At 65.7% G+C, this 21,746-nt stretch carries 21 protein-coding genes and 1 tRNA gene; 9 read left to right on the top strand and 13 right to left on the bottom strand.

Annotated elements, in window-relative coordinates:
* Positions 1 to 202 precede the first annotated feature (202 nt).
* Entirely contained in the window at positions 203 to 1,234 is a 1,032-nt protein-coding gene (locus tag U0042_RS15540) for a CDP-6-deoxy-delta-3,4-glucoseen reductase (protein ID WP_114814691.1), read from the bottom strand.
* A gap of 66 nt (positions 1,235 to 1,300) precedes the next feature.
* On the opposite strand from U0042_RS15540, the gene U0042_RS15535 reads away from it, so the two are divergent.
* Entirely contained in the window at positions 1,301 to 2,383 is a 1,083-nt protein-coding gene (locus tag U0042_RS15535) for an NAD-dependent epimerase/dehydratase family protein (protein ID WP_114814690.1), read from the top strand.
* 66 nt (positions 2,384 to 2,449) lie between these two features.
* Here the strand turns inward: U0042_RS15535 and U0042_RS15530 are convergent, their stop codons facing one another.
* Together U0042_RS15530 and U0042_RS15525 are read right to left on the bottom strand one after the other, a co-directional pair.
* Positions 2,450 to 2,638, bottom strand: coding sequence for a hypothetical protein (locus tag U0042_RS15530; RefSeq protein WP_114814689.1), 189 nt, complete (start codon positions 2,636 to 2,638; stop codon positions 2,450 to 2,452).
* Positions 2,639 to 2,794: 156 nt separating this feature from the next.
* Positions 2,795 to 3,499, bottom strand: coding sequence for a pseudouridine synthase (locus U0042_RS15525; RefSeq protein ID WP_114814727.1), 705 nt, complete (start codon positions 3,497 to 3,499; stop codon positions 2,795 to 2,797).
* Between the two features lie 267 nt (positions 3,500 to 3,766).
* Between U0042_RS15525 and U0042_RS15520 the strand changes: the two genes are divergently transcribed.
* Positions 3,767 to 5,035, top strand: coding sequence for an MFS transporter (locus U0042_RS15520; protein WP_114814688.1), 1,269 nt, complete (start codon positions 3,767 to 3,769; stop codon positions 5,033 to 5,035).
* Here U0042_RS15520 and U0042_RS15515 read toward each other — a convergent pair whose 3' ends face one another.
* Positions 5,036 to 6,118, bottom strand: coding sequence for a tartrate dehydrogenase (locus U0042_RS15515; RefSeq protein WP_114814687.1), 1,083 nt, complete (start codon positions 6,116 to 6,118; stop codon positions 5,036 to 5,038). It lies immediately after the preceding gene.
* 134 nt (positions 6,119 to 6,252) lie between these two features.
* Here U0042_RS15515 and U0042_RS15510 point away from each other — a divergent pair, with 134 nt between their 5' ends.
* A complete protein-coding gene (locus U0042_RS15510; RefSeq protein ID WP_114814686.1) occupies positions 6,253 to 7,203 on the top strand; it encodes a LysR substrate-binding domain-containing protein in 951 nt (316 codons plus the stop codon).
* Here U0042_RS15510 and U0042_RS15505 read toward each other — a convergent pair.
* From U0042_RS15505 to hyfB, 7 genes are read right to left on the bottom strand one after another with little or no spacing between them, the layout of a single operon-like run.
* Positions 7,184 to 7,516 (bottom strand): hypothetical protein, encoded by a 333-nt coding sequence (locus U0042_RS15505; protein ID WP_017776774.1) that lies wholly within the window; start codon positions 7,514 to 7,516, stop codon positions 7,184 to 7,186. The two genes, U0042_RS15510 and U0042_RS15505, sit on opposite strands and share 20 nt — an antisense overlap.
* Positions 7,513 to 8,109, bottom strand: a complete 597-nt coding sequence (locus U0042_RS15500) for an NADH-quinone oxidoreductase subunit B family protein (protein ID WP_114814685.1) — start codon at positions 8,107 to 8,109, stop codon at positions 7,513 to 7,515. Before U0042_RS15500 ends, U0042_RS15505 begins: the two co-directional genes overlap by 4 nt.
* The gene (locus U0042_RS15495) at positions 8,109 to 9,689 is read right to left on the bottom strand and encodes an NADH-quinone oxidoreductase subunit C (protein WP_114814684.1); all 1,581 of its coding nucleotides are present in this window, start codon (positions 9,687 to 9,689) and stop codon (positions 8,109 to 8,111) included. Before U0042_RS15495 ends, U0042_RS15500 begins: the two co-directional genes overlap by 1 nt.
* 2 nt (positions 9,690 to 9,691) lie before the next feature.
* A complete protein-coding gene (locus U0042_RS15490; RefSeq protein ID WP_114814683.1) occupies positions 9,692 to 11,155 on the bottom strand; it encodes a hydrogenase 4 subunit F in 1,464 nt (487 codons plus the stop codon).
* Positions 11,148 to 11,816 (bottom strand): formate hydrogenlyase, encoded by a 669-nt coding sequence (locus U0042_RS15485; protein WP_114814682.1) that lies wholly within the window; start codon positions 11,814 to 11,816, stop codon positions 11,148 to 11,150. Before U0042_RS15485 ends, U0042_RS15490 begins: the two co-directional genes overlap by 8 nt.
* Positions 11,817 to 12,767 (bottom strand): respiratory chain complex I subunit 1 family protein, encoded by a 951-nt coding sequence (locus U0042_RS15480; protein WP_042300127.1) that lies wholly within the window; start codon positions 12,765 to 12,767, stop codon positions 11,817 to 11,819.
* Entirely contained in the window at positions 12,764 to 14,773 is a 2,010-nt protein-coding gene (gene hyfB / locus U0042_RS15475; protein WP_114814681.1) for a hydrogenase 4 subunit B, read from the bottom strand. The genes U0042_RS15480 and hyfB overlap by 4 nt, the downstream gene beginning before the upstream one ends.
* A 326-nt stretch (positions 14,774 to 15,099) precedes the next feature.
* Between hyfB and U0042_RS15470 the strand changes: the two genes are divergently transcribed.
* The 4 genes from U0042_RS15470 to U0042_RS15455 all read left to right on the top strand — a co-directional run bounded on the left by U0042_RS15470 (position 15,100) and on the right by U0042_RS15455 (position 18,507).
* Positions 15,100 to 15,600 (top strand): hypothetical protein, encoded by a 501-nt coding sequence (locus U0042_RS15470; RefSeq protein ID WP_114814680.1) that lies wholly within the window; start codon positions 15,100 to 15,102, stop codon positions 15,598 to 15,600.
* Between the two features lie 77 nt (positions 15,601 to 15,677).
* Positions 15,678 to 15,962, top strand: a complete 285-nt coding sequence (locus U0042_RS15465; RefSeq protein WP_232833572.1) for an HPr family phosphocarrier protein — start codon at positions 15,678 to 15,680, stop codon at positions 15,960 to 15,962.
* A gap of 131 nt (positions 15,963 to 16,093) precedes the next feature.
* Positions 16,094 to 16,291: a ribbon-helix-helix protein, CopG family gene (locus U0042_RS15460; protein ID WP_114814678.1), complete on the top strand. Its 198-nt coding sequence runs from the start codon at positions 16,094 to 16,096 to the stop codon at positions 16,289 to 16,291.
* 272 nt (positions 16,292 to 16,563) lie between these two features.
* Positions 16,564 to 18,507 carry an OmpA family protein gene (locus U0042_RS15455; RefSeq protein ID WP_157977903.1) on the top strand — a complete coding sequence of 648 codons (1,944 nt, stop codon included), beginning with the start codon at positions 16,564 to 16,566 and terminating at the stop codon, positions 18,505 to 18,507.
* 396 nt (positions 18,508 to 18,903) lie between these two features.
* Here the strand turns inward: U0042_RS15455 and U0042_RS15450 are convergent.
* Together U0042_RS15450 and hemN are read right to left on the bottom strand one after the other, a co-directional pair.
* Positions 18,904 to 18,988 (bottom strand) — tRNA-Leu (locus U0042_RS15450).
* 89 nt (positions 18,989 to 19,077) lie between these two features.
* On the bottom strand, positions 19,078 to 20,463 hold the full coding sequence (gene hemN / locus U0042_RS15445; RefSeq protein WP_114814676.1) for an oxygen-independent coproporphyrinogen III oxidase: 1,386 nt from the start codon (positions 20,461 to 20,463) through the stop codon (positions 19,078 to 19,080).
* 252 nt (positions 20,464 to 20,715) lie between these two features.
* Here hemN and U0042_RS15440 point away from each other — a divergent pair, with 252 nt between their 5' ends.
* Both U0042_RS15440 and U0042_RS15435 read left to right on the top strand, forming a co-directional pair.
* Complete coding sequence (locus tag U0042_RS15440) at positions 20,716 to 21,075, top strand: YkgJ family cysteine cluster protein (RefSeq protein ID WP_114814726.1); 360 nt, start codon at positions 20,716 to 20,718, stop codon at positions 21,073 to 21,075.
* Positions 21,076 to 21,106: 31 nt separating this feature from the next.
* Positions 21,107 to 21,709 (top strand): DUF1439 domain-containing protein, encoded by a 603-nt coding sequence (locus U0042_RS15435; RefSeq protein WP_198665414.1) that lies wholly within the window; start codon positions 21,107 to 21,109, stop codon positions 21,707 to 21,709.
* Positions 21,710 to 21,746 lie beyond the last annotated feature (37 nt).

The following is a 21,746-nucleotide window of genomic DNA, read 5'->3' as shown; positions in this document are numbered from 1 at the left end:
GTGCAGCGAGTAGCGCGCGAGTCCGTGACGTAGCCAGGCCCCCACTATGGGTGCAGCGAGCGGCGACGTCGGAGTTCGGACAGGATGCGGTTCATGCGCGAAAGAATACGACAACGCGAACGCCGGTGTAAACCATGAATTTCGCACGGCGGGCACTTTTTTGCGGCTTGGCCCGCCGTGTTCGAGGCGCTCGAAAACACGCCTAGACGGGATTGGCCAGATCGGCTGCGCTCGTGAACGAATCCGCGTAGAACTCATCGGCCGGCAGCCCGTGGTGCTGCGTGAAGTCGCGCTGCGCCGATTCCACCATCACCGGTGCGCCGCACGCGTACACCTGGTAGCCCGACAAGTCTGGCAGGTCTTCGATGACGGCGCGATGAACGAAGCCCGTGCGCCCTGTCCAGGCGTCGGCCGCATCGGGTTCTGACAGAACCGGCACGAAGCGGAAGTTGGGAATGTCCTTCGCCCACTGCTCGGCGAGCTCCATCAGGTACAGGTCTTTGCGCTGGCGTGCGCCCCAGTAGAGCGTCATCGGGCGCCCGATGTTCTTGAACGCGGCGTGCTCGACGATGGCCTTGATCGGCGCAAAACCGGTGCCCGAGGCGAGCAGCACGATAGGCTTGTCCGATTCCTCGCGCAGGAAGAACGTGCCGAGCGGTGCCTCGAAACGCAGGATGTCGCGCTCTTTCATGGCGCCGAACACGTGGTCGGTGAACTTGCCGCCGGGCATGTGGCGGATGTGCAGCTCGATGGGACCTTCCTCGTGCGGCGCGGTGGCCATCGAATAGCTGCGGCGCGAGCCGTCTTTCAGCACGAATTCCAGGTACTGGCCCGCGAGGTACTGCAGGCGTTCGTTCGCGGGCAACTGCAGCTTGAGTACGACGACGTCGTCGGCCTTGCGTTCGATCGACATCACGCGGCACGGCAGTTTGCGCACCTGAATGTCGCCCACGCCCGCCACTTCGCGCACGTCGATTTCGAGATCGGTCTGCGCCGTTGCGCAGCAGAAGAGCGCCATGCCGCGCGTGCGCTCGTCGTTGGAAAGCGCCGACGACGAATGCGCGCCCTGTTCGATCTGCCCCGATACCACCGAGCCCTTGCACGAACCGCACGCGCCGTTCTTGCAGCCGTACGGCAGCCCGATGCCCTGACGCAGGGCGGCGGTGAGCACCGGCTCGTCGGGTTCCACCTGGAACTGACGGCCGCTTTGTTTGAGCGTTACGTTGAATGCCATATACGAAGAGAACGAAGAGTCGGAAACCTGTGAGCGCCGCGCATGACGGCTAGAATTGCGTCCACCATGATCGCGACACGAACCTTGCGCCGGCCGCGCGTGCTGATTGTCGGCTGTGGCGACGTCGGCTTGCGCTGCGTCGCGCGCCTCTTGCCCCGCTCGCGCGTCTTTGCGCTGACGAGCCACGCTGCACGCGCCGGCGAACTGCGCGCGGCCGGCACGATTCCGCTGGTCGGGGACCTCGACGTGCGAACGAGCCTTGCACGCCTTGCCGGACTTGCGCCTGTCGTGCTGCACCTCGCGCCACCACCGAAGGCCGGCGACGCCGACACCCGCACGCGTGCCCTGTTGGCCGCGCTTGCCGCGCCGCGTCGACGACCGGCGCGGTATCTGCAGCGTGCGCAGTTCCGGGGACGTCGGTCCGCAGGCGGTCTTGTGGGCCGCTTCGCGACGCTGGCCGCTCCCGCAACGGGCGCCGCAATCGGTGTGCCGCGCGGCAAGGCGCCTATTGTACCCGAGGGGGTGGGCCGGGCTGCCGCCCGTCCGGTGCGCCGCGTGCCGGTTCGCCTCGTGTATGCGAGCACCACGGGCGTGTACGGCGACTGCGGCGGTGCGAGCATCGACGAGACGCGCCCCGTGCGTCCCGCGAACGCGCGCGCCATGCGCCGCGTTTCCGCGGAACGGCAACTGCGTGCGGCCACCGCCCGCAGCGCGGTGCGGGCCAGCATCGCGCGCATTCCCGGTATTTACGCGGCAAATCGCCTGCCGCTTGCGCGTCTGGAAAAGGGCACGCCTGCCTTGATCGATGCCGACGACGTCTACACCAACCACATTCACGCCGACGACCTTGCCGCCATCCTCCTGCGCATGGCGACGCACGGCCGGCCGGGCCGCGCCGTGCATGCAAGCGACGACAGCGAACTGAAGATGGCGGAGTATTTCGATCGCGTGGCAGACGCGTTCGGTCTCGCGCGTGCGCCACGCGTGTCGCGCGACGAAGCCGAGAAGACGCTCGACGCCACGTTGCTCTCGTTCATGCGCGAGTCACGGCGGCTTTCGAACCGGCGCCTCAAGCGGGAGCTAGGCGTGCGCCTGCGCTATCCGCACGTGGAGGACTTCCTGCGCACGGTCACTGCCGCGCGAAAGTGACAAGCGCGCAGTCGGTGCGCGTGGCAATCACATACCACACGTGGCTCACGGCGCAGGCACCGGCGTTCAGGTGAAAGACGGCAGCGCCTCGAGCAGAACGAAGCACAGCAACGCGCCGATCAATGCGCCGATCAGGTTTGGCCGGTACTGATGACGCGCATGCATGGCCGCCAGCAGCGCTCCGATGAGAATCGCCGCCATGCAGATGAACGCAATCATCGTGTATGAAATCTTGAACGTGTCGTAGATGACCATGGCACGTCTCCCTTGACTGTTTGTCGTCGTTCTGTAGCCAAGTATAGGGCGCGATGTGGCGCGAGACATGTGGCAACGCAACACATGGAGCCTGTTTCGAAGGGCGTTGTGTGTGCCGTCCAACAGAGCTGCGCATGGCGTCGAACGGTCGCGGTCTTATCCCTCGCGCAACGCCGCGAGATCGGCGTCGTCGAGCCACTGCCAGGCGCCGGCCGCGAGACTCGCGGGCAGCGTCCATCCGCCAATCCGCTCGCGATGCAGCGCTTCTACGCGATTGCCTGCCGCGGCCACCATGCGTTTGACCTGGTGGTACTTGCCTTCGAGCACCGTGAGTACCAGTTCGTGAGCGCCGCGTGCCTCGGCGGCCACGGCTGCAATCGGCTTCGCCTCGCCGTGTAGCAGCACGCCGTCGCGCAGCGCCTGGAGCTGCGCATCGTCGATGGCGTGGCGCGTCGTGGCCACGTAGAGCTTCGGCACCTTGCGCTTCGGCGACGTGAACGCGTGAACGAACTGGCCGTCGTCGGAGAGCAAAAGCAGCCCTGTGGTGTCCTGATCGAGCCGGCCCACCGACTGCACACCGCGCGTCGCGAACTGCGGCGGCAGCAGATGAAACACGCTGAGATGATGCTGCGGGTCGCGCGAGCACTCGTATCCCGCCGGCTTGTTGAGCGCGATGTACACGCGCTCGCGCCAGGGCCAGGCCACGCCGTCGACGCTGAACACCAGCGTGGCGGTATCGAACTGCGCATCGGGATCGGTGCAGACGCCGCCGCCGATGGTCACGCGTCCGTCTGCAACGAGCGCGCGGCATTGACGGCGCGAGCCGAAGCCCTGGGTGAAAAGAATGCTTTCGAGGTCCATGAAGTGCGCGAAAGGCCGCGAAGCCACAGCGAGTGAATCGATAAGCCCGTCAGTGCGTAAACAGGCCGGCGCATTTTAACCGGCGCGGGCGCCGACGCTTGCGCATTCGCACGACGTTCGAATGCGCGTTGCAAAGCGACGGGGTCGCGTTTTGCACGCGTCACCGGCGCCCATCCTGCCTGCCCGCCGCGGATGAAACCGCAAGAACCGGAGCGCGCGCCATGGCCTCGCCGGAGACGATGAGCCCATCGTCAACCGGAGTTCACCATGCCATTCCGTCTCTTCGGCGCTTCATCGCGCAGCACCGCTTCTGCCGGTCCTGCATTTGGCGCAGCCTTCAATCGTCTCGCGTGGTCCAATCTTTTCGCGCAATCGGCGGAGCAGGTGAGCCTTGCCGCGGCACCGCTCGTCGCCGTGTTTGCGCTCGACGCCTCCGCACGCGACATCGGGCTGTTGCAGACCGCGCAGACCCTGCCGTTCCTGCTGCTTTCCATTCCACTCGGCGTGTGGGCCGACCGCCATTCGCGCCGCACGCTGATGACCGTGGCCGAAGCGTTGCGCGTTGCGGCGCTCCTCGCGGTGCTGGCGCTCGTCTACACCCACGCACTGTCGCTGCCGCTGCTGATGGTGCTGGGCTTTCTCGGCGCCACCGGCACGGTGGCCTACGGCGTGGCGGCGCCCGCGCTCGTGCCGTGGCTCGTCGCGCGCGAACAACTGGCGGCCGCAAACGGACGCGTCGAGCTGGCCCGTAGCGTTGCGTACTCGGCGGGGCCGGCGTTGGGCGGTCTGCTGGTGGAATGGATCGGCGCGGGCTGGGCGTACAGTGTGGCGGCCGGGCTTTCCGCGCTTGCGGTGGCGTTGCTGGCGCGGTTGCGCGAGCCGCCGCGCGCGGCGTCGGCGCATCGGCATTTCATGCTCGAGTTGCGGGAGGGCGCTCGCTTTGTCGCGAGCGATGCCTTGCTGCGGCCAATGCTGGCCACTGCAGTGTTCTTCAACGTGGGCTTCTTCACGCTGCAGGCCGTCTACGTGCCTTATGCGGTGCATCGGCTCGGGCTGGGCGCATCAGCGGTGGGCGTGACGCTCGGCGCCTATGGCGTGGGCATGGTGTGCGGCGCGCTCGCGGCCCCCACGGTGGCACGCGCGCTTGCGTTTGGCCGCATGCTCGTCATCGGACCGCTGTGCGGGCTGGCCGCCTCGCTCGTCATGGTTGCGACGCTCGTCGTGCCGTCGTTCCTGCTCGCCACACTGAGCTTCTTCCTGTTGGGCGTGGGGCCGATCCTGTGGGTGGTCGGCTCCACGACGCTACGCCAGGCCATTACGCCGGGCGGCATGATGGCGCGCGTATCGGCTATCAACGCGACAGCGACGCAGGGCGCGCGTCCGCTCGGGGCGCTGCTCGGTGCCGCGATCAGCGCGCACTTCGGGATGGACGCATGCCTCGTGGCGGCTGCCGCGGCGTTCGCTGTGCAGGCCGCCATCATCGTCGTGTCGCCCGCGGCACGGCTTCTGGGCGTACCGGAAGCCGCCGCAGTCTGACTACAGCCGTGCGGCGACCGCTTCGCCGAGCGCGCTCGTGGACGCCTCGCCGCCCATGTCCCGCGTGTGCGGACCGTGCTTGAGTACCTCCGAGATGGCCGCGACGATGGCATCGTGCGCCTCGTGCTCGGCGCCGCTCGCGTTGCCGAGGAAGTCGAGCATCATCGCTGCGGACCAGATCATCGCGATCGGATTCGCGATGGATTGGCCCGCGATATCGGGCGCCGAGCCGTGCACCGGTTCGAATAGCGAAGGAAAGCGCCGCTCGGGGTTCAGGTTCGCGGAAGGCGCAATGCCGATGGTGCCCGTGCAGGCGGGGCCCAGGTCCGAGAGGATGTCGCCGAACAGGTTGGTTGCCACCACCACGTCGAAACGCTGCGGTTGCAGCACGAAGCGTGCGCAGAGAATGTCGATGTGCTGCTTGTCCCACGTGATGTCGGGATAGCGGGCCGCCATCTCGGCCGCGCGCTCGTCCCACCACGGCATGCTGATCGCGATGCCGTTGCTCTTCGTGGCGACCGTCACGTGGTGCCGTTCGCGCCGCTGCGCGAGGTCGAAAGCAAACTTCAGCACGCGTTCGGACCCCACGCGCGTGAAGATGGATTGCTGCACGACGAACTCGCGGTCGGTGCCTTCGAACATCGTGCCGCCCACGGCCGAGTACTCGCCCTCGGTGTTCTCGCGCACGATGTAGAAATCGATGTTCTTCGCGTTGTGCGCCGCGAGCGGTGAGCGCACGCCTTCGAAGGTACGCGCGGGCCGCAGGTTCACGTACTGGTCGAATTCGCGGCGGAACTTGAGGAGCGAGCCCCACAGCGAGATATGATCCGGCACGGTGGCAGGCCAGCCGACCGCGCCGAACAGGATCGCGTCCACGTCCTTCAACTGCGTCTTCCAGTCGTCGGGCATCATCTGGCCGGTCTTCGCGTAGTAGTCGCAACTGGCCCACTCGATGTGGCGAAAGTCGAACCGGATGCCGAAGCGTCGCGACACGGCCTCGAGTACGCGCAGCGCTTCGGGCATGACCTCGCGGCCAATGCCGTCGCCGGGAATGACTGCAATGCGATGGATTTTGTCTGTCATGTCGTACGCTCTCGGGTGGTGCCGCCTGATCGGGACGAGTCGCCCGCGATGCGGCAGCGGCGGGCACGTACACATTCTAGGCAGGCAGGCGGTGCCGCGCAGCCTCCAGCCGGTTAACCCACTTTCCACGAAACGTGAATAAAACGCCGAATCTCAACGATCTGCGCGTGTTCCGCGCGGTGGCGCGCCACGCCGGCTTCAGCGCGGCGGCGGCGGAGCTGGCCATGTCGCCCGCGTTCGTCAGCAAGCGCGTGGCGGTGCTCGAAGCCGAACTCGGCACGCGCCTTCTGCATCGCTCTACGCGACGCGTGGCGCTGACCGAAGCCGGCGAACGCGTGCTGGCATGGGCCCAGAAGATTCTCGACGACGTCGATCATCTGGTGGACGAGGTCTCCACCGCGCGGCGTGTGCCGCGCGGCACGCTGCGCGTGTCGAGCAGCTTCGGGTTCGGGCGGCACGTCGTGGCGCCGGCTGTGGCGCGGCTTTCGGCGCAGTATCCGCAGTTGAACGTGCGGCTCGAACTGTTCGACCGGCTCGTGGACGTGGCCGCGGAGGGCTTCGACATCGACATTCGCGTGGGCGACGAGATCGCGCCGCATCTCATCGCGACGCGGCTCGCGTCGAATCATCGCGTGCTGTGCGCGTCGCCGGCCTATCTGGCACGCCGCGGCGCGCCTGCCGACGTCGCGGACCTGAAGACGCACGCCTGTCTGCCGATCAAGGAGCGCGACCATCCGCTCGGCGTGTGGCGCTTGACGGTGAACGGCGTGCCGACCACGGTGAAAGTGGACGGGCCGCTTTCCACGAATCACGGCGAGATTGCGGTGCAGTGGGCGCTGGCCGGCTACGGCATCGTGCTGCGCTCCATCTGGGACGTGGCGCCGCTCATCGCCGGCGGCGCGCTGGTGCAGGTGCTGCCCGAGGCGATCCAACCTGCGAATATCTGGGCCGTTTATCCCGAGCGGCGCGCCGGGCTCGCGAAGGTACGCGCCTGCGTCGACCTGCTCGCGCAGGAATTCAGCGAGTGGGACAAAGGAGACAAGGACGAGAAGACGGTGGCGCCCGTCAAGGGCGCTCGGCGTTGACAAGCGCCTCGAGCTTCGCGCGTTCCTGCTGCACGTCGCCGTTCTGCTGCGGCCAGTCGAGCGCGATGCCGTCGTCGAGCGACTTGCGCACGAGCGACGAGTAATCCCACTTGCTCAGTTGACCTGACTTCATGGCGTCCGCCACGTCGTGCCGAAGTTCAGGCGGAAAGGCGGGCCACGCGAGCGAGAGCGACGCGTACTGCCGTGCATCGATTTCAGCGGAGGAACGCGGCCACACCCATATCACGACGGCTACGAGGGCGAGGAACGGAACGAACGTATAACGCAGAACAAACTTGACGGGCTGCTTCATTCGGAAAGCGTGGTGGAGGAAATGGACTTCATGTCTTGCGCCGCAGGGCTCGCGCGCAACGCGGCCAGAATGCCTTTGAGCAGATCGATGGGCGTGGGCGGGCAGCCGGGAATGCTCACGTCGACGGGAAGCAGGTTCGAAAGCGGGCCGCTCACGGCGTAGCTGCCTTTGAAGACGCCGCCGGTGCACGCGCAGTCGCCCGCTGCTACGACCAGCTTGGGGCTGGGCGTGGCGTCATAGGCTTGCCGGACCGCTTCCCGCATGTTCAGCGTGAGCGGCCCTGTGACGAGCAGCATGTCCGCATGACGCGGGCTCGCCACGAAGCGGATGCCGAGACCTTCGATGTTGTAGTACGGATTGTTCAGCGCGTGAATCTCCAGCTCGCAGCCGTTGCACGAACCGCCGTCGATCTGGCGGATGCACAGCGCGCGGCCCAGCACGTCGAGAATGGCCTGCTGGAGCGCGGCCTGTGCCGCGTCTTCCGTGCCCTGTGGGCCGGTGGCTGAGCGTGCTTCGCGCCATGCGTCTTCGGGAGCCGGTGCGGGCTCCGCAGGCGTGCCGGTTCGCGCGATCTGCTTGAGCAGTTGCCACATTACAGGTCGTGCCCCGCGTAGTTGAGGTTGAACGATTTGTTGATGAGCGGAAAGTCCGGAACGATGTTGCCGATGATCGCGTGCTCCAGCGCGGGCCAGTTCTGCCACGACGGATCATGACAATGGCAGCGCGCGATCGTGCCGCCCGGGCCTGTTTCGAGTGCCACGAGCACGTCGCCGCGCCAGCCTTCCACCCAGCCGAGTCCGCGCGAAGGCGCGCGGGTCACGTCCACGGGCACGGCGATTGGGCCCGCCCCCGCAGTCTCGCTGCCCAGCCCTTTGAGCAACACGCGGATCAGCCGCAGCGACTCGCTCACTTCGTTGAAGCGCACCGCGACGCGAGCGGCGACGTCGCCGCGCTCGTCGGTGACGATCTTTGGCGCGAGCGCATCGTAGGGCGTATGCGGATGGTCGACGCGCACGTCCATCGCCTGGCCGCTCGCGCGCGCGGCGAGACCGCAGACGCTGAAGTGCGCCGCGACCGCAGGCGTAAGCCGGCCCGTGGTCGAGAAACGGTCCTGCAAGCCGGACTGCTCGTCGTAGATGCGATGCATCACGCGAACCTCGCATTCGATCTGCTCGCACTGCACGGCGATGGCGTCGGCGAGCGCGGGCTCCAGGTCGCGTGCCACGCCGCCGGGCACGATCAGGTCCATCAGATAGCGATGACCGAACGCGCGCGCGTTGAGGCGCAGCCAGTCTTCCTTGAGGCGCGAGAACTGCGCGAGGCCGAACGCGAAGCCGGCGTCGTTGCCGAGCGCGCCCAGGTCGCCCAGGTGATTCGCAACGCGCTCGCGCTCCAGCAGCAGCGCCCGCAGCCATTGGGCACGTGGAGGAACCGGCACGTCGAGTGCGCGCTCCAGCGCCATGCAGTACGCCCACGAGAATGCCACGGTGGAGTCGCCGGCAATGCGCGCGGCCAGCCGATGTCCTTCGAGCAGGGGCGCGGCGCCGAACAGACGCTCGATGCCACGATGCGCGTAGCCAAGCCGCTCTTCGAGCCGCAACACTTTCTCGCCGACCACCGAAAAGCGGAAGTGCCCCGGCTCGATTATGCCGGCGTGAATGGGCCCCACCGCGATCTCATGGACGCCGTCGCCGGCCACCGGCACGAAGGCGTAATCGGCCTCGTTCGATTCGAACGTCTCGCGGCCCGACCATTGACTTTGCCGCAGCGGTTGGTAGTCCGCGGGCCAGTTGCCGTGATTGAGCCAGGGGCGTGTGTCCGCGGCGCCCGCGGCGTTCAGGCCGAGCAGGTCATGCACGGCGCGCTGCATGCGGTTGGCGCACGCGAAGATGCCGGAGACATCGGGATACGAGGCGCGTTCGGGCGTGGCGTCGTCCAGCGCAAGGCGTGTCCACAACAAGCCGTCTTCGAGCGCATAGACCGCGTTGATCGAGAACTGGCCCAAGGTCTGTTCGGCACCCCAAAGCGAGACCAGCCGACCGCCGCCTTCGCGTACCGTTTGCGCGGCGCGCGTCCATTCGCTTGCATCGACGTGTGCAAGGAACGCCGCGGATCGCGCAGAAAGCGCGTGCAGGCGAACAAGGCTTGCAAGACCGATGGCGTCGATTCGCATGCTCACCCCGCAATCATGGCGGCCGCCAGCCGGTACCACTCGGCCAAGTAGGGCGGCACGTACAGGCCGAGCATCAGCCCGAGCCCGAGATGGACGAACACGGGCAAGAGCGCCGGCCTGTGCTCGAGCACCTTGGCCGTGCTCGTCTCGCCGAACACCATCGCCTGCACGCGTGCGAAGATGGCCGCGAACGCCACCGCGAGCGCGAGCAGCAGGAACGGCGCGGCCCAGGGCAGACGAGCCATGGTCGTCGTGAGAATCAGGAATTCGCTGGCGAACACGCCGAACGGCGGCATGCCGAGAATGGCGAGCGCACCGAGCATCAGCCCCCATCCCACCATCGGGCTCACGCGCAGCAGGCCGCGAATGTCGTCCATGATCTGGGTGCCCGTCTTTTGCGCGGCGTGTCCCACCGTGAAGAACACCGCAGATTTGACGAGCGAATGCACCGTCATGTGCAGCAAGCCCGCGAACGTGGCGGCGGGGCCGCCGAGGCCGAACGCGAACGTCATCAGGCCCATGTGCTCGATCGACGAATACGAGAACAGGCGCTTCACGTCCCTCTGCCGGAAGAGCGCGAACGTGGCGACGAGCACCGAAACCAGCCCGAATCCGATCAGCATGCGGCCCGGCAGACCGTTGCCGAGCGCGCCGTCTGCCAGCACCTTGCAGCGCAGGACTGCGTAGAGCGCAACGTTGAGCAGCAGGCCGGAGAGCACGGCCGAGATCGGCGTGGGGCCTTCGGCGTGTGCGTCGGGCAGCCAGTTGTGCATGGGCACGAGGCCCACCTTGGTGCCATAGCCGATCAGCAGGAACACGAACGCGAGTGAGACGATGGTGGGGTCGAGGCTCGCCTTGACCGCGTTGAGGCTGCTCCAGAGCAGCGCGTCGCCGCCGTCCAGCTGACGGCTCGCGGCGAGGTAGAGCAGGATGGTGCCGAACAGCGCCTGTGCGATGCCCACGCCGCACAGAATGAAGTACTTCCACGCGGCCTCGAGGCTCGCGGCCGTGCGATACACGCTCACGAGCAGCACCGTGGCGAGCGTGGCGGCTTCCATCGCGACCCAGAGTATGCCCATGTTGTTCGTGGTGAGCGCGAGCAGCATGGCGAACATGAAGAGCTGGTACATGCTGTGGTAAAGCCGCATGCGCGAGGCTGTCATGCGCCCGCGGTCGCGCTCGATGCGCATGTACGGTCGCGAGAAGATCGACGTCGTCCAGCCGACGAACGCGGTGAGCGCGACGAGGAACACGTTGAGCGGGTCGACGAAGAAGAGCTTGCCGAGCGCGAACGACGGTCCGTGCGCGACCGTGAGCGCGGCCAGCAGCATCGCGGCCACGAAGGTGAGGAAGCTGAAGGCGACGTTGAGGTCGGGCGCGAGGCCGCGCTGCCCGAGCACGGCGAGGCACGCGCCGGCAACGAGCGGCGTGCCGCAGACAGCCATCAGGATCCACGCGTCAATCATCTTTGAGCTTTTCGAGGTGATGGATGTCGAGGCTGTCGAATTGCTCGCGAATCTGGAACATGAAGACGCCCAGAATCAGGATGCCCACGAGCACGTCGAGACCGATGCCGAGTTCCACGATCATCGGCATACCGTTGGTGGCCGCGGCTGCCGCGAAGAAGAGTCCGTTCTCCATCGAGAGAAAGCCGATCACCTGCGGAATCGCCTTCGATCGCGTGATCATCATCATGAACGAGAGCAGCACGCAGGCAAGCGCAATGCCGAGTGTGCCGCGCGCCTCGGACGACGCGAGCTGGCTGATCGGCGTGGCCACGTTGAACGCGACGATGACGAGCACGATGCCGATGAGCAACGTGGCGGGAATGTTGAGGAGCGGCTCGATGTCCGTCTTCACGTTGAGCCGCTGCACGAGCTTGTAGAGAATCCACGGAATCACGCCGACCTTGAGCACCAGCGTGAGCATGGCGGAGACGTACAGGTGGGCGTCGTCGGCCACGTAACCGAGCACCACGTTCGCGCAGACGAGCGCGAGACCTTGCAGCGTGTAGAGGTGAATCAGCGAGAGAATGCGCCGCTGGCTCAGCATCGCGAACGAGAGCAGCAGCAGAATGGCTGCGAGGAAGTTGATGATCTGCGTGGCAAGGCTGTGCGCGTTGTGCATTCACGCCCCCAGGAGGAAGTGAACCAGCATGCCGATCACGGCGAGCAGGAACGCGGTGGCGAGAAACTCGGGCACGCGGAAGATGCGCATCTTCGCGTTGCTGGTTTCGATCAGCGCGAGTATGGCGCCGCCCGCCAGCAGCTTCACGGCGAGCGCCGGAATGGCCACGAGCAGCGCGAGCGGATTGCCGGCTTCGGCCATGCCCCAGGGCACGAACAGCGCGATGCCGATGCACGAATAGGCGAACAGCTTGAGGCTCGCCGCCCATTCCATGAGCGCGAGATGGCGGCCCGAGTATTCGAGGATCAGCGCCTCGTGGATCATCGTGAGTTCGAGGTGCGTGGTGGGGTTGTCCACGGGCAGCCGTGCGTTTTCGGCGAGCGAGACCATCGTGAACGCAATGCCCGCGAACGCGAGGCTCGGATAGAGCGCGAGTTCGCGATGACTGAGCGTCGCGACGATGTGCGTGAGCAGCGTGGACTGCGTGATGAGCGAGGCCGAGAACAGGACCATCAGCAAGGCCGGTTCGGCGAGAAAACCGACGAGCATCTCGCGCCGCGCGCCCAGTGTGCCGAACGCGGTGCCGATGTCCATGGCGGCGAGCGAAACAGCGACCCGCGCAAGCGCGAAGAGGCCGACGAGGGCGATGGCGTCGGCGGCGGAGGAGAGCGGCAGGTCGGTGGACAGCGTGGGCACGATGGCGCAGGCGAGCGTCATGGCACCCCAGATCACATAGGGCGCGCCGCGGAACACGGGGCTCGCGCCGTGCGCAATCACCGACTCTTTATTGAACAGCTTGTGCAGCATCCGGTAGGGCTGCCAGATGGAGGGCGCGCGACGATTCTGCAACCACGCGCGGCAGATGTTGACCCAGCCCGTGAGCAGCGGTGCAACCGCGAGCGCGACAACGATTTCGAGTGCCTGGGAGAGCAGACCGGAGAACGTGATCATGGTCTCACCAGCATGAGCAGGACAACCAGCACGACGAAGCTGTACAGCAGATAGATGGCGATGCGTCCGGTCTGGAGCCGGCCGGCAAGTGCCGCGACCTGCTTCACGATCCGTTCGATGGGCAGATACAGCAGCGTCCAGACGCGGTCCGAAACGGTGACGTGGTAGGTGGGCTGCGTGTCGAACGGGGAGGGCAACTGGCGTTCGATCTGCATGAGCGGCGCGAAGATTTCGCGGATCGGCTGACCGAAGCCTTCCGCGGTGTCCTGCATGCGGGCGTTCGCGAACGGAAAGCCGCAGGCCCACGGAATCGAGCGGCGCAGACGGCCGTGGTAGAAACGGCGCACGAGCACCCAGGCGAGGCCGCAGCATCCGAGGAAGAACAGTACGAAGACCGCGGGCATGTAGCTGGCGCGGCTCGCTTCGGTCGGCACGAGCAGCAGCGCGCCGTGCCGGGCCAGCGACTCGCCAATGCCGGCACCGACGAGCGCGTTCGTGACACGGTCGATGAGGCTTGCGTACTGCACCGGCAAGAGGCCCAGCAGCACGCAGAGTGCCGCAAGCCAGGCGAAGCCGACGCGTTCCCAGGGGCTCGCGTCGTGCGCGCGGGCCAGCTTGGCTTCGCGGGGCTGCCCGAGAAAGACAATGCCGAAGAACTTCACCATCGTGTAGCCGCCCAGCGCCGCCACGAGCGCGATGAGCGCCGCGACGATAGGCACGATCATGTTGAGGAACGGGTCGGGCAGACCGGGGGTGAACAGAAAACTTTGCAGCAGCAGCCATTCGGAGACGAACCCCGAGAGCGGCGGCAAGCCGGCACTGGAGAGGGCGCCCACCAGCGCGGCGAGGGCGGTCCAGGGCATGTAGCGGATCAGGCCGCCCAGCCGGCCGAGATTGCGCTCACCGGTGGCATGGAGCACGGAACCGGTCGAGAGGAACAGCAGACTCTTGAACGCGGCGTGGCTCGCGATCTGATAAAGCAGCGCGGCGAGTGAAAGCGCCGCGAGCGCAGGCATGCCGTAGGCCTTGAACAGCACCGTGAGCCCGAGGCTGGCGAACATGAGCCCGATATTGTCGATGGACGACCAGGCGAGCAGCCTTTTCATGTCGGTCTGGACCGCGCTGAAGACCACGCCCGAGAGCGCCGAAAAGAGACCCAGCCCCAGCATGACGACGCCCCACCACGCAATTTGCAGATGCAGCAGATCGAAGACCACACGCAGCACGCCGTAAAGACCTGCCTTCAGCACGAAGCCGCTCATCAGCGCGGATACGGGCGAAGGTGCCGCAGGGTGCGCTTCGGGCAGCCACACGTGCAAGGGAAAGATGCCCGCCTTCGTGCCGAATCCGAACAGCGCGAGTACGAAAGCGATCGATGCCCAGAACGCATCGAGGTTTTGCAGCCGCATGTTGGCGAAGGTGTAGTCGCCGGTACCTGCCTGCAGTAGGCCGAAGCAGAGGAGCAGCCCCAGCGCGCCGACGTGCGAAATCAGAAAGTACAGATAGCCCGCCCGGCGAATCTCCGGCAACCGATGGTTGCTCATGACGAGGAACGTGGCGGAGAGCGTCATCGCTTCCCAGGCCACCATGAAGCAGTAGGCGTCGTTGGCGATCAGGACGAACGCCATGCTCGCAAGGCACACGTGATATTCGAAGCAGAGCAGCCCGGGCGGCGTGCCTTCGCCCTTGCGGAAGTACCCGCTCGAAAAGGCGCTGATGCCGGCGCTTATCGCGCCTAGCACCATGAGGAAATAGGAGGAGAGTGCGTCGATGCGTACGTGAAACGGCAGGCCCGGCAAGCCTGCCGGCAGGATCGCTTCGGCGGGAACCTGAAAAATACCCCCCACGCCGATAGCCGCCAGCAGCAGCCCGATGGCGGCGCCAGCAGGAAACAGCATGTGAGCGACGATGCCCGTGCGGCGCAGGCTCGCGATACCGAGCACCGCGACCGCAAGCCACCCTGCAATGACGAGGAGCACGCCATGAAGAAGGGAGGACGGGGCCATCGGGAGTCGTTCTCGTTGAGAAAGCTTAGGGGCGCCGGGTGACAGCCGCGCGAGGCCGTGCGTTTTCGCCTGAACCACGAAGAATCATGTGGTTATCACAACATGGTAATGTTGTTAGCATGCTAGCAGCTTTGCCAGGGAGATTCCACAAGGCCGGCCGCCGGGCGGAACGGCCTCGATGACCTGCGGCGTTATGTCCATTGCACGATTCGTGGTGCACTGCCTCGGGCTATGCTAATTTCATGCACATTCGATGTGTCGGGCTACGGTGAGGAGCAGTTATGTCGCAGTCACAAGCCGGTTCGGGCTTTCCTGAACCTCACTGCATGCCGGGCGAGCCAGACGCCGCCCCGGAATCGGCGGTTGACGACAAGGCGCTCGACACGGCCGCACCGCTCATCTCGCTCGATTACACGCCCAAGCTCGTCGCCGACCTGATGGGCGAGCGCGGGCTCGTGGTGGTGGGCATGGGCCGCGCCGCCGAACGAGGATTCCAGATGCTCTACCGGTTTGCCGGCGCGTGCGGCAGCCTGGAGACGCTGGGCGTCAATGTCGCATTTGTCTATCCGAAGGAGTCGGCGCGGCATGTTTTCGACGCAACGTCGATCCGCGCGGCGCGCTATCGGGCAAAGCCGGTCCTGTTTCTGGACGCAAGCGGCAAGCTCTTCCGGGCGCCCCTGGAGGCGAGGTCGTTGCGCGTCGTGCATCTGGATCGTGAGTTGCAGGAGACGAGGGCGGCGCACGTGGCGCTGACCGACGACGACTGGGATGCACGGCTACTCGCTTTCTTTGCCGGCGTCAGCGGTAAGGGAGCGGTTGGAGGCTGAGGTGTGACGGCCGATTGTCGGTGAGGTTCGCAAGCGCCTCACATCGGCGCGAGGCTTATCTATGAGGAATGGTGGTAATGGAACGGTGGGTTGAGGTGGATCGCCGTTGGGGGCGGCCGGGGTATGAGCCAACCACGGTGGCCTGTATTGCGTCGGGCTTCGTGAGCGAGATTGTCTGCTTTGCGAACGGCCGCTTCGTCAATGGCAAGGACGCGATGTCGGTCATGTCGCTGCGCGTGAAGCCCGGCACGGAGGTGCGCATTCTCGCGACAGGTCCCGACGAGGCGGCTGCGGTACAAGCCGTTTGCGAAGTGCTCGGCCCGCAGCAAGCCGGGGCCGGCGTATGCCGGCAAACATGTTGAGCCGCGCGCAGCGGGATAGAGCGGGTTTTCCCGCTCTATCCCGCTGGCTCGTGCATTTTCGGACGACGTTGCCCCGCGGGCGGCATGGATTATAATTTGATTAACATACGCCAAATTCTCCTTCGCCTGCCATGGAAACAAAAAGCGCCCGACTGACTGTTCTGATCGATCCCGTGAAAAAGGAGGCGTTCGAAAAGCTGTGCGCGGCGCAGGACCTTACGCCGTCGCAGGTCGTACGCCAGTTGATCCGCGAGTACCTTGAGCAGCACGGGGTGACGTACCGCACGCGCAGCACATTGGGCGCCCGCGCTCGCCGCAAGAGCGCCTGAGCGTCTCGGCGCGGCGCGGCGTCGTCCCTTCCACTCTCTTCCGAACCGGCCGTAGACGAGTGCTTCGTCGCGGCTCCCATGTACCTGCTGTCCCGCACCCAGTTGCGAGCGCCTGCTTTGCCATACGCTGGGGTTATCGCACCGGCGTACCGTAACAAACCTTGACAGTCTGGTTGTCGTTCGCTGCTAAGGTGCAAGCGGTTTTGTCAGCCCGTCTGCTGTCCGGAAGGCGGCAGTATGGCCGTCCGCTTGTTCCTGAGCAGGGGTTCGCATTGAAGCAGATCGATCTCGTACAGTCGACCCGTCACACGTTTACCGAGCCGGTCAGGAAGCAGCTGTCCACGCAGATCGGTTTGTCGCCTGAGATTCTGGAGCGCGTGGTGGGTTGTGCTGCGCCCATCCTCGTGGCCTCGTTGATGGCGACGGCGAATTCGGCCGAGGGCAATGCCGCGATTTTCGAGGCGGCCAGATCGAAAGAAGCGAATGCGCGTATTGCCGACGAGCTGGTGCAGCTCACGGCTGCCACTGCCGGCATCAAAGACCTCGAGACCGCCGGCGACGCGCTGCTCGCCCACGCCACGGGCCGGCGCGTTGCCGTGCTGAGCGATCAGGTGGCGACGCAGACCAGCCTTCCCTCCCAGGCCATGCATGCTTTGACCGGCATGGTGGCCGCCGTGCTGTTTGGTGTGCTCAAGCATCATCTGTTGCTCGAACAGGCCAGCGAGTCGTCGTTACCCACGATGCTTCGTGCCCAATTGCCGTCTGTGTCGGGTCATATCTCCGATGCCGTCGCGCAGGCCATGGGTTTTGCGGATGCCAACGAGTTCCAGCATTCGATTGCTTCGCAGCTTGACGCCATGATTGCCGCCAGTGCCGTGCCCGGTGCGCCGAAGGGCGTTGCGCCGGAAGCTGCTGCGTTCAAAGCTGCTTTGCCGCAGCGTCCGGGACTCGTCGCATCGGCCGTCCCCGCGGAGCGTTCTTCTTCTGACGTTGCATCGATGAAAGGGAGGCGCTCGGGCAGATGGGCGTGGTCCCTGTTCGCCGTGCTTGCTACCGTGCTGGGCAGCGTTTTCGCATGGAATGGTTTGCGCCCTACAAGCGGGGCGGACGACGCGAAGCCTGCCGCTGCGGCTGTCGATCCTTCGTCCGTCGCCGCGGCCGGGTCGAGCGGAGCGGTTTCAGTGAGCGCGGTGCCTACCAGCAAGCCGGCTGCGGTTGCTGGCTCGGGGGCGGCCGATTCGCCCGTCGCGGGCAGTTCGACGGCCGCGTCCAAGGTGGCCGCATCCATGTCGGCCATGCCTGCAACGGCAAGTGCGTCCACGGCGGCCAGTGCGCCTGGCGGCTCATCCGCGGCAGCACGGACCGTCGCTCCCGTGTCCGCGTTGCGGTCCGTTGAACCACGCCCGCAGGAAGATGCCTCAATCGCCGATGCGCAACTTGCGTTCGGCGCGAATCGCGCCGGCGTCCCAATCCTCGAAGCCGTTCTGAAAGACGAAACAGAGAAGAAGAAACTACTCGACGCGCTGGGCCGCAACGCCGCCACGCGGCAGGTCCATGTCGACGTGCGGCTCGATAGCCACGTGGCCTTGGCGGGCTGGCTCTCCCATATCGACGCTCTGCTCGCGCCCATGACGGTTCAGGGCGCCGCGCTGCGGGTGCAGGGAACGCAGGTCGAATTGGCGGGATCGCTCGCCAGCGTCGCATCGGACTGGCGCTTGCGGTTGCAGCGGCAACTCGGTCCCGCCTATAACGTCACGGTGTTCAATCCGGACGACGCCGCAGCATCGGCCACGGACGCGTACTTGCGCGCCATGGCCCACATCGTCGAGACAGACAGGCGCTGCTCCGCGCCAGACATTGCCGGCGTGCTCAACCTCCAGGTGGTCAGCTTCGCGAGCTCGAGCGGGCACGTGCCGGCATCGGCAAAGGAATCGCTGATGGAAGCGGCGCAATTGATGAAGGCTTGCGCGGATGGGGGCCGCCCCATGCGATTCACCATATCGGCGTTTTCGGACAACGCCGGAAATGCTGACGCAAACCTCCAGCTCTCGCAGAAGAGAGCCAACGCCGTGCGCGATTTTCTCGTGAACGCCGGAGCCCCCGCAGACCAGTTGACGGCGAAAGGCTACGGCCGCACGCAACCCGTTGCGAGCAACCTGACGCCCGGCGGACGATTCGCGAATCGCCGCATCGTGTTCGAACCGGATGTACGGTGAGATAGCGGACGCAACGTCCTGCGTGGCTCAAGCGGTTCTGCGAAGTTGTTGCCGATATTGCCGAGATAGTGGAGGTCTGCCGGCACTCCATCACGCGTTCTGACCGCAATGGGTCTGGACGAGGACTCCGCCGCCGCACAGTGGGGCTAAGTCTCGGTCGATAAACCACGATCGAGGACGTGGAGCATGCGAGCCGTTGGTGACACGTCCGCGATAGGCACGCTACGCCTGCGTAGCCTCCTTGTGCGGCTCGCGGTGAGTCCGTCGACCTCGTACAAGAAAATGCCGGGCGCTGTGGGAAAATTTTTGGAAAGGGAGCGGCGCAAACTCTCCGTGGGAAATCTTGGGAGGTAGCGAACTTCGGGAAAGGTAAGCCAGATAAGGCTTTGCGGTACTTGGTGCCCAGGGCCGGACTCGAACCGGCACGCCTTGCGGCGGGGGATTTTGAGTCCCCTGCGTCTACCTGTTTCACCACCTGGGCTTGCGGGATGCGCACGCACGGCAACCGCGCGCGGCGAAACGTGGATTATGTCGCAAATCGGTTTGCCGGGCAAGATGACGCCCGCGCGCTCACACCGTCCGCGAGAAACGCTCCATGCGTTGCGTGCCGAGATATCGGTCGAACACCATGGCGACGTTGCGCACGAGCATGCGGCCGGCAGGCAGCACGTCTATGCGGTTGCCGCCAATCGATACGAGACCATCGCGCTCGAATTCGCGCAGACGATCGAGTTCCGGCGCGAATGTTTTGCCAAAGCGAATGCCATACGCCGCCTCGAACTCGTCAAAGCGCAATTCCAGGTTGCACATGAGCTGCGTGATGATGTCGCGGCGCAGCCGGTCGTCCGTGGTGAGGCGGATGCCGCGTGTAATCGCAAGGCGGCCGGCGTCGATGGCCGCCGCGTAGGCCGGCAGGTCCTTTGCGTTTTGCGCGTACACGTCGCCCACTTTGCCGATCGCCGAGGCGCCGAAGGCGATCAGGTCGCAGTCCGCGCGCGTGCTATACCCCTGGAAATTGCGGTGCAAAGTGCGTTGCGCCTGGGCGAGGGCGAGTTCGTCGGTGGGCAGCGCGAAATGGTCCATGCCGATGTACACGTAGCCAGCGGCGGTCAACCGTTCGACCACGAGCCTCAACAGTGCAAGCCTTTCCTGGGGCGACGGCAGTGCCGCCGCGTCGATCTGGCGCTGCATCTTGAAGAGGTGCGGCATGTGCGCGTAGCCGAACACCGAGAGCCGGTCCGGCGCGAGCGAGAGCATCGTGTCGAGCGTACGGCGGAAGCTGTCGACGGTCTGGTACGGCAGCCCGTAGATCAGGTCGACGCTGATCGAGTGAAACCCCGTGGCGCGTGCGGCGCGTATGACGTTCGTCGTGAGTTCGAGCGGCTGGATGCGGTTGACCGCTTGCTGCACGAGCGGATCGAAGTCCTGCACGCCCAGGCTGATCCGGTTGAAGCCGAGCGTGCGCAGTTGCACGATTGTTTTTGCGTTCGCTTCGCGCGGATCGATCTCGATGGAGTACTCGCCCTCGGCATCGGGGCGCAGCGTGAAGTGTTCGCGCGTGGCAGCCATCAACTCGGCCATTTCGTCGTGCGAAAGGAAAGTGGGCGTGCCGCCGCCCCAGTGCAGCTGCGATACGGGCCGCGAGGTGTCGAAGAGCGCGGCCTGCAGCGCCAGCTCGCGCTTGAGGCGCTCCAGATACGGCCTGGCCCTCGCGCGGTTCTTCGTGACAACCTTGTTGCAGCCGCAGTAGAAGCACACCGTGTCGCAGAACGGAATGTGGAAGTAGAGCGAGAGATCCGTGTCGGCGGCGCCGGGGTCGCCCGCGGCGCGGGTGTAGTCGGCGATGTCGAAGTCGTCGCGGAACTGGAGGGCCGTCGGATACGACGTATACCGCGGACCGTTCGCGCTGTACTTCGCGAGCAGTTCGGGGTGGAAGAGGGTGTCGGCTGTGGTCATGGGAGCTTTCCGGCTGGTGCCTCGCGCGATGGACCGCTGTGGCGCTGCTGCGTGCCGTTCCCCGGCACGAACGCGCGCCGCGCGCCATGGGCGACCGGCGGCAGCGGCACGGAATCGTGAAGGTCGGGGCAACAGACGCGCATCGGGCTTCGGGGTAATCGATCTATGGGAGTGGCGATCCACCGCACTGTGCAAACGGTCGCACGGGTGGTCGATGGCACAATGTACTTCTGCAAAGCGGGCTGGATTTTGATGTATTGCAACCTTCTCGAAACCGGAAAGCCATTGGCGAGTACCGATTCCCCAGTCGATGTTCCCGACCACGCGTGCCGCCCGGACTGCGGCGCGTGCTGCATCGCGCCGTCTATTACGACCCCTATTCCGGGTATGCCGCACGGCAAACCCGCAGGCGTCCGATGCGTTCAGCTTTCGGACGATATGCGTTGCCGGATCTTCGGCTCGCCGGAGCGGCCCGCCTGCTGCTCGGGTCTCAATCCTCAGACGGAGATGTGCGGCGACTCGCGCGACGCGGCCTTGATGTGGCTGACGACGCTCGAGGCGCAAACCCGGCCTTCACCTCACTATCGCGGCGCGCGGGCATTGCCAGCATGAGTCGCCAGCATCAGGAAACAGGAGATTTCATATGACCCGAATCGCGCCACCGGTCTGCCGGCCACCGTTTTCCCGACGCGCGTTTCTGCTCGGGATGTGCGTTGCCGCAGGCGCGACCATGTCCGTGTCGGCGTGCGCAACGGGCATCTTTCCGTTCATCCCCGACCACTACACCTTCTCCCAGCAGCAGGTGCAGGACGCGGTGCAGCGCAAGTTCCCGTACGAGCACTCGGTCTCGCAGGTCTTCGACGTGGCGCTGACTCACCCGGTGGTGGGACTGCTGCCCGACGCCAACCGCATTTCCGTGCGGCTCGATGCGCGTCTGGCGAGCCCGTTTCTACGTCAGCCCGTCGACGGCGTCTTTACGCTGTCCAGCCAGCTCGCGTGGGATGCGGCGAGCCGTTCGGTCGTGCTCCATGAGCCGAGCGTCGATAACGTCGCGGTGAACGGCGATGCCGCGGCGTACACGCAGCAGATCAACGCGGCGGCCGGCGTGCTCGCCACCCAGCTGTTGACGAACTATCCGGTCTACACGTTCAAGCCCGAGCAGCTTCAGTTTGCCGGGGTGAGCTACGAACCCGGTACAATCACTATCCTTACAAACGGCATACGCGTGCAGATCGTCGAGAAATGACGCGCGCGCGGCCGAAAGCGGGCCGCACGCATCCGGC

Source organism: Paraburkholderia kururiensis (assembly GCF_034424375.1).
Taxonomy (GTDB): domain Bacteria; phylum Pseudomonadota; class Gammaproteobacteria; order Burkholderiales; family Burkholderiaceae; genus Paraburkholderia; species Paraburkholderia kururiensis_A.
Note: the sequence above shows the minus strand (reverse complement) of the source record. Positions and strands in the feature narration are given on the sequence as shown.

Excerpts from the sequence above, each read along its gene's own strand:
- U0042_RS15515 (WP_114814687.1), bottom strand. The coding sequence starts at position 6,118 with ATGACAGACAAAATCCATCGCATTGCAGTCATTCCCGGCGACGGCATT.
- U0042_RS15465 (WP_232833572.1), top strand. The coding sequence starts at position 15,678 with ATGGAACGGTGGGTTGAGGTGGATCGCCGTTGGGGGCGGCCGGGGTAT.
- U0042_RS15480 (WP_042300127.1), bottom strand. The coding sequence starts at position 12,767 with ATGATCACGTTCTCCGGTCTGCTCTCCCAGGCACTCGAAATCGTTGTC.
- U0042_RS15500 (WP_114814685.1), bottom strand. The coding sequence starts at position 8,109 with ATGTGGCAACTGCTCAAGCAGATCGCGCGAACCGGCACGCCTGCGGAG.
- U0042_RS15470 (WP_114814680.1), top strand. The coding sequence starts at position 15,100 with ATGCCGGGCGAGCCAGACGCCGCCCCGGAATCGGCGGTTGACGACAAG.
- U0042_RS15525 (WP_114814727.1), bottom strand. The coding sequence starts at position 3,499 with ATGGACCTCGAAAGCATTCTTTTCACCCAGGGCTTCGGCTCGCGCCGT.
- hemN (WP_114814676.1), bottom strand. The coding sequence starts at position 20,463 with ATGACCACAGCCGACACCCTCTTCCACCCCGAACTGCTCGCGAAGTAC.
- U0042_RS15435 (WP_198665414.1), top strand. The coding sequence starts at position 21,107 with ATGACCCGAATCGCGCCACCGGTCTGCCGGCCACCGTTTTCCCGACGC.
- U0042_RS15530 (WP_114814689.1), bottom strand. The coding sequence starts at position 2,638 with ATGGTCATCTACGACACGTTCAAGATTTCATACACGATGATTGCGTTC.
- U0042_RS15495 (WP_114814684.1), bottom strand. The coding sequence starts at position 9,689 with ATGCGAATCGACGCCATCGGTCTTGCAAGCCTTGTTCGCCTGCACGCG.
- U0042_RS15505 (WP_017776774.1), bottom strand. The coding sequence starts at position 7,516 with ATGAAGCAGCCCGTCAAGTTTGTTCTGCGTTATACGTTCGTTCCGTTC.
- U0042_RS15460 (WP_114814678.1), top strand. The coding sequence starts at position 16,094 with ATGGAAACAAAAAGCGCCCGACTGACTGTTCTGATCGATCCCGTGAAA.
- U0042_RS15535 (WP_114814690.1), top strand. The coding sequence starts at position 1,301 with ATGATCGCGACACGAACCTTGCGCCGGCCGCGCGTGCTGATTGTCGGC.
- hyfB (WP_114814681.1), bottom strand. The coding sequence starts at position 14,773 with ATGGCCCCGTCCTCCCTTCTTCATGGCGTGCTCCTCGTCATTGCAGGG.
- U0042_RS15520 (WP_114814688.1), top strand. The coding sequence starts at position 3,767 with ATGCCATTCCGTCTCTTCGGCGCTTCATCGCGCAGCACCGCTTCTGCC.
- U0042_RS15440 (WP_114814726.1), top strand. The coding sequence starts at position 20,716 with ATGTATTGCAACCTTCTCGAAACCGGAAAGCCATTGGCGAGTACCGAT.
- U0042_RS15540 (WP_114814691.1), bottom strand. The coding sequence starts at position 1,234 with ATGGCATTCAACGTAACGCTCAAACAAAGCGGCCGTCAGTTCCAGGTG.
- U0042_RS15490 (WP_114814683.1), bottom strand. The coding sequence starts at position 11,155 with ATGATTGACGCGTGGATCCTGATGGCTGTCTGCGGCACGCCGCTCGTT.
- U0042_RS15485 (WP_114814682.1), bottom strand. The coding sequence starts at position 11,816 with ATGCACAACGCGCACAGCCTTGCCACGCAGATCATCAACTTCCTCGCA.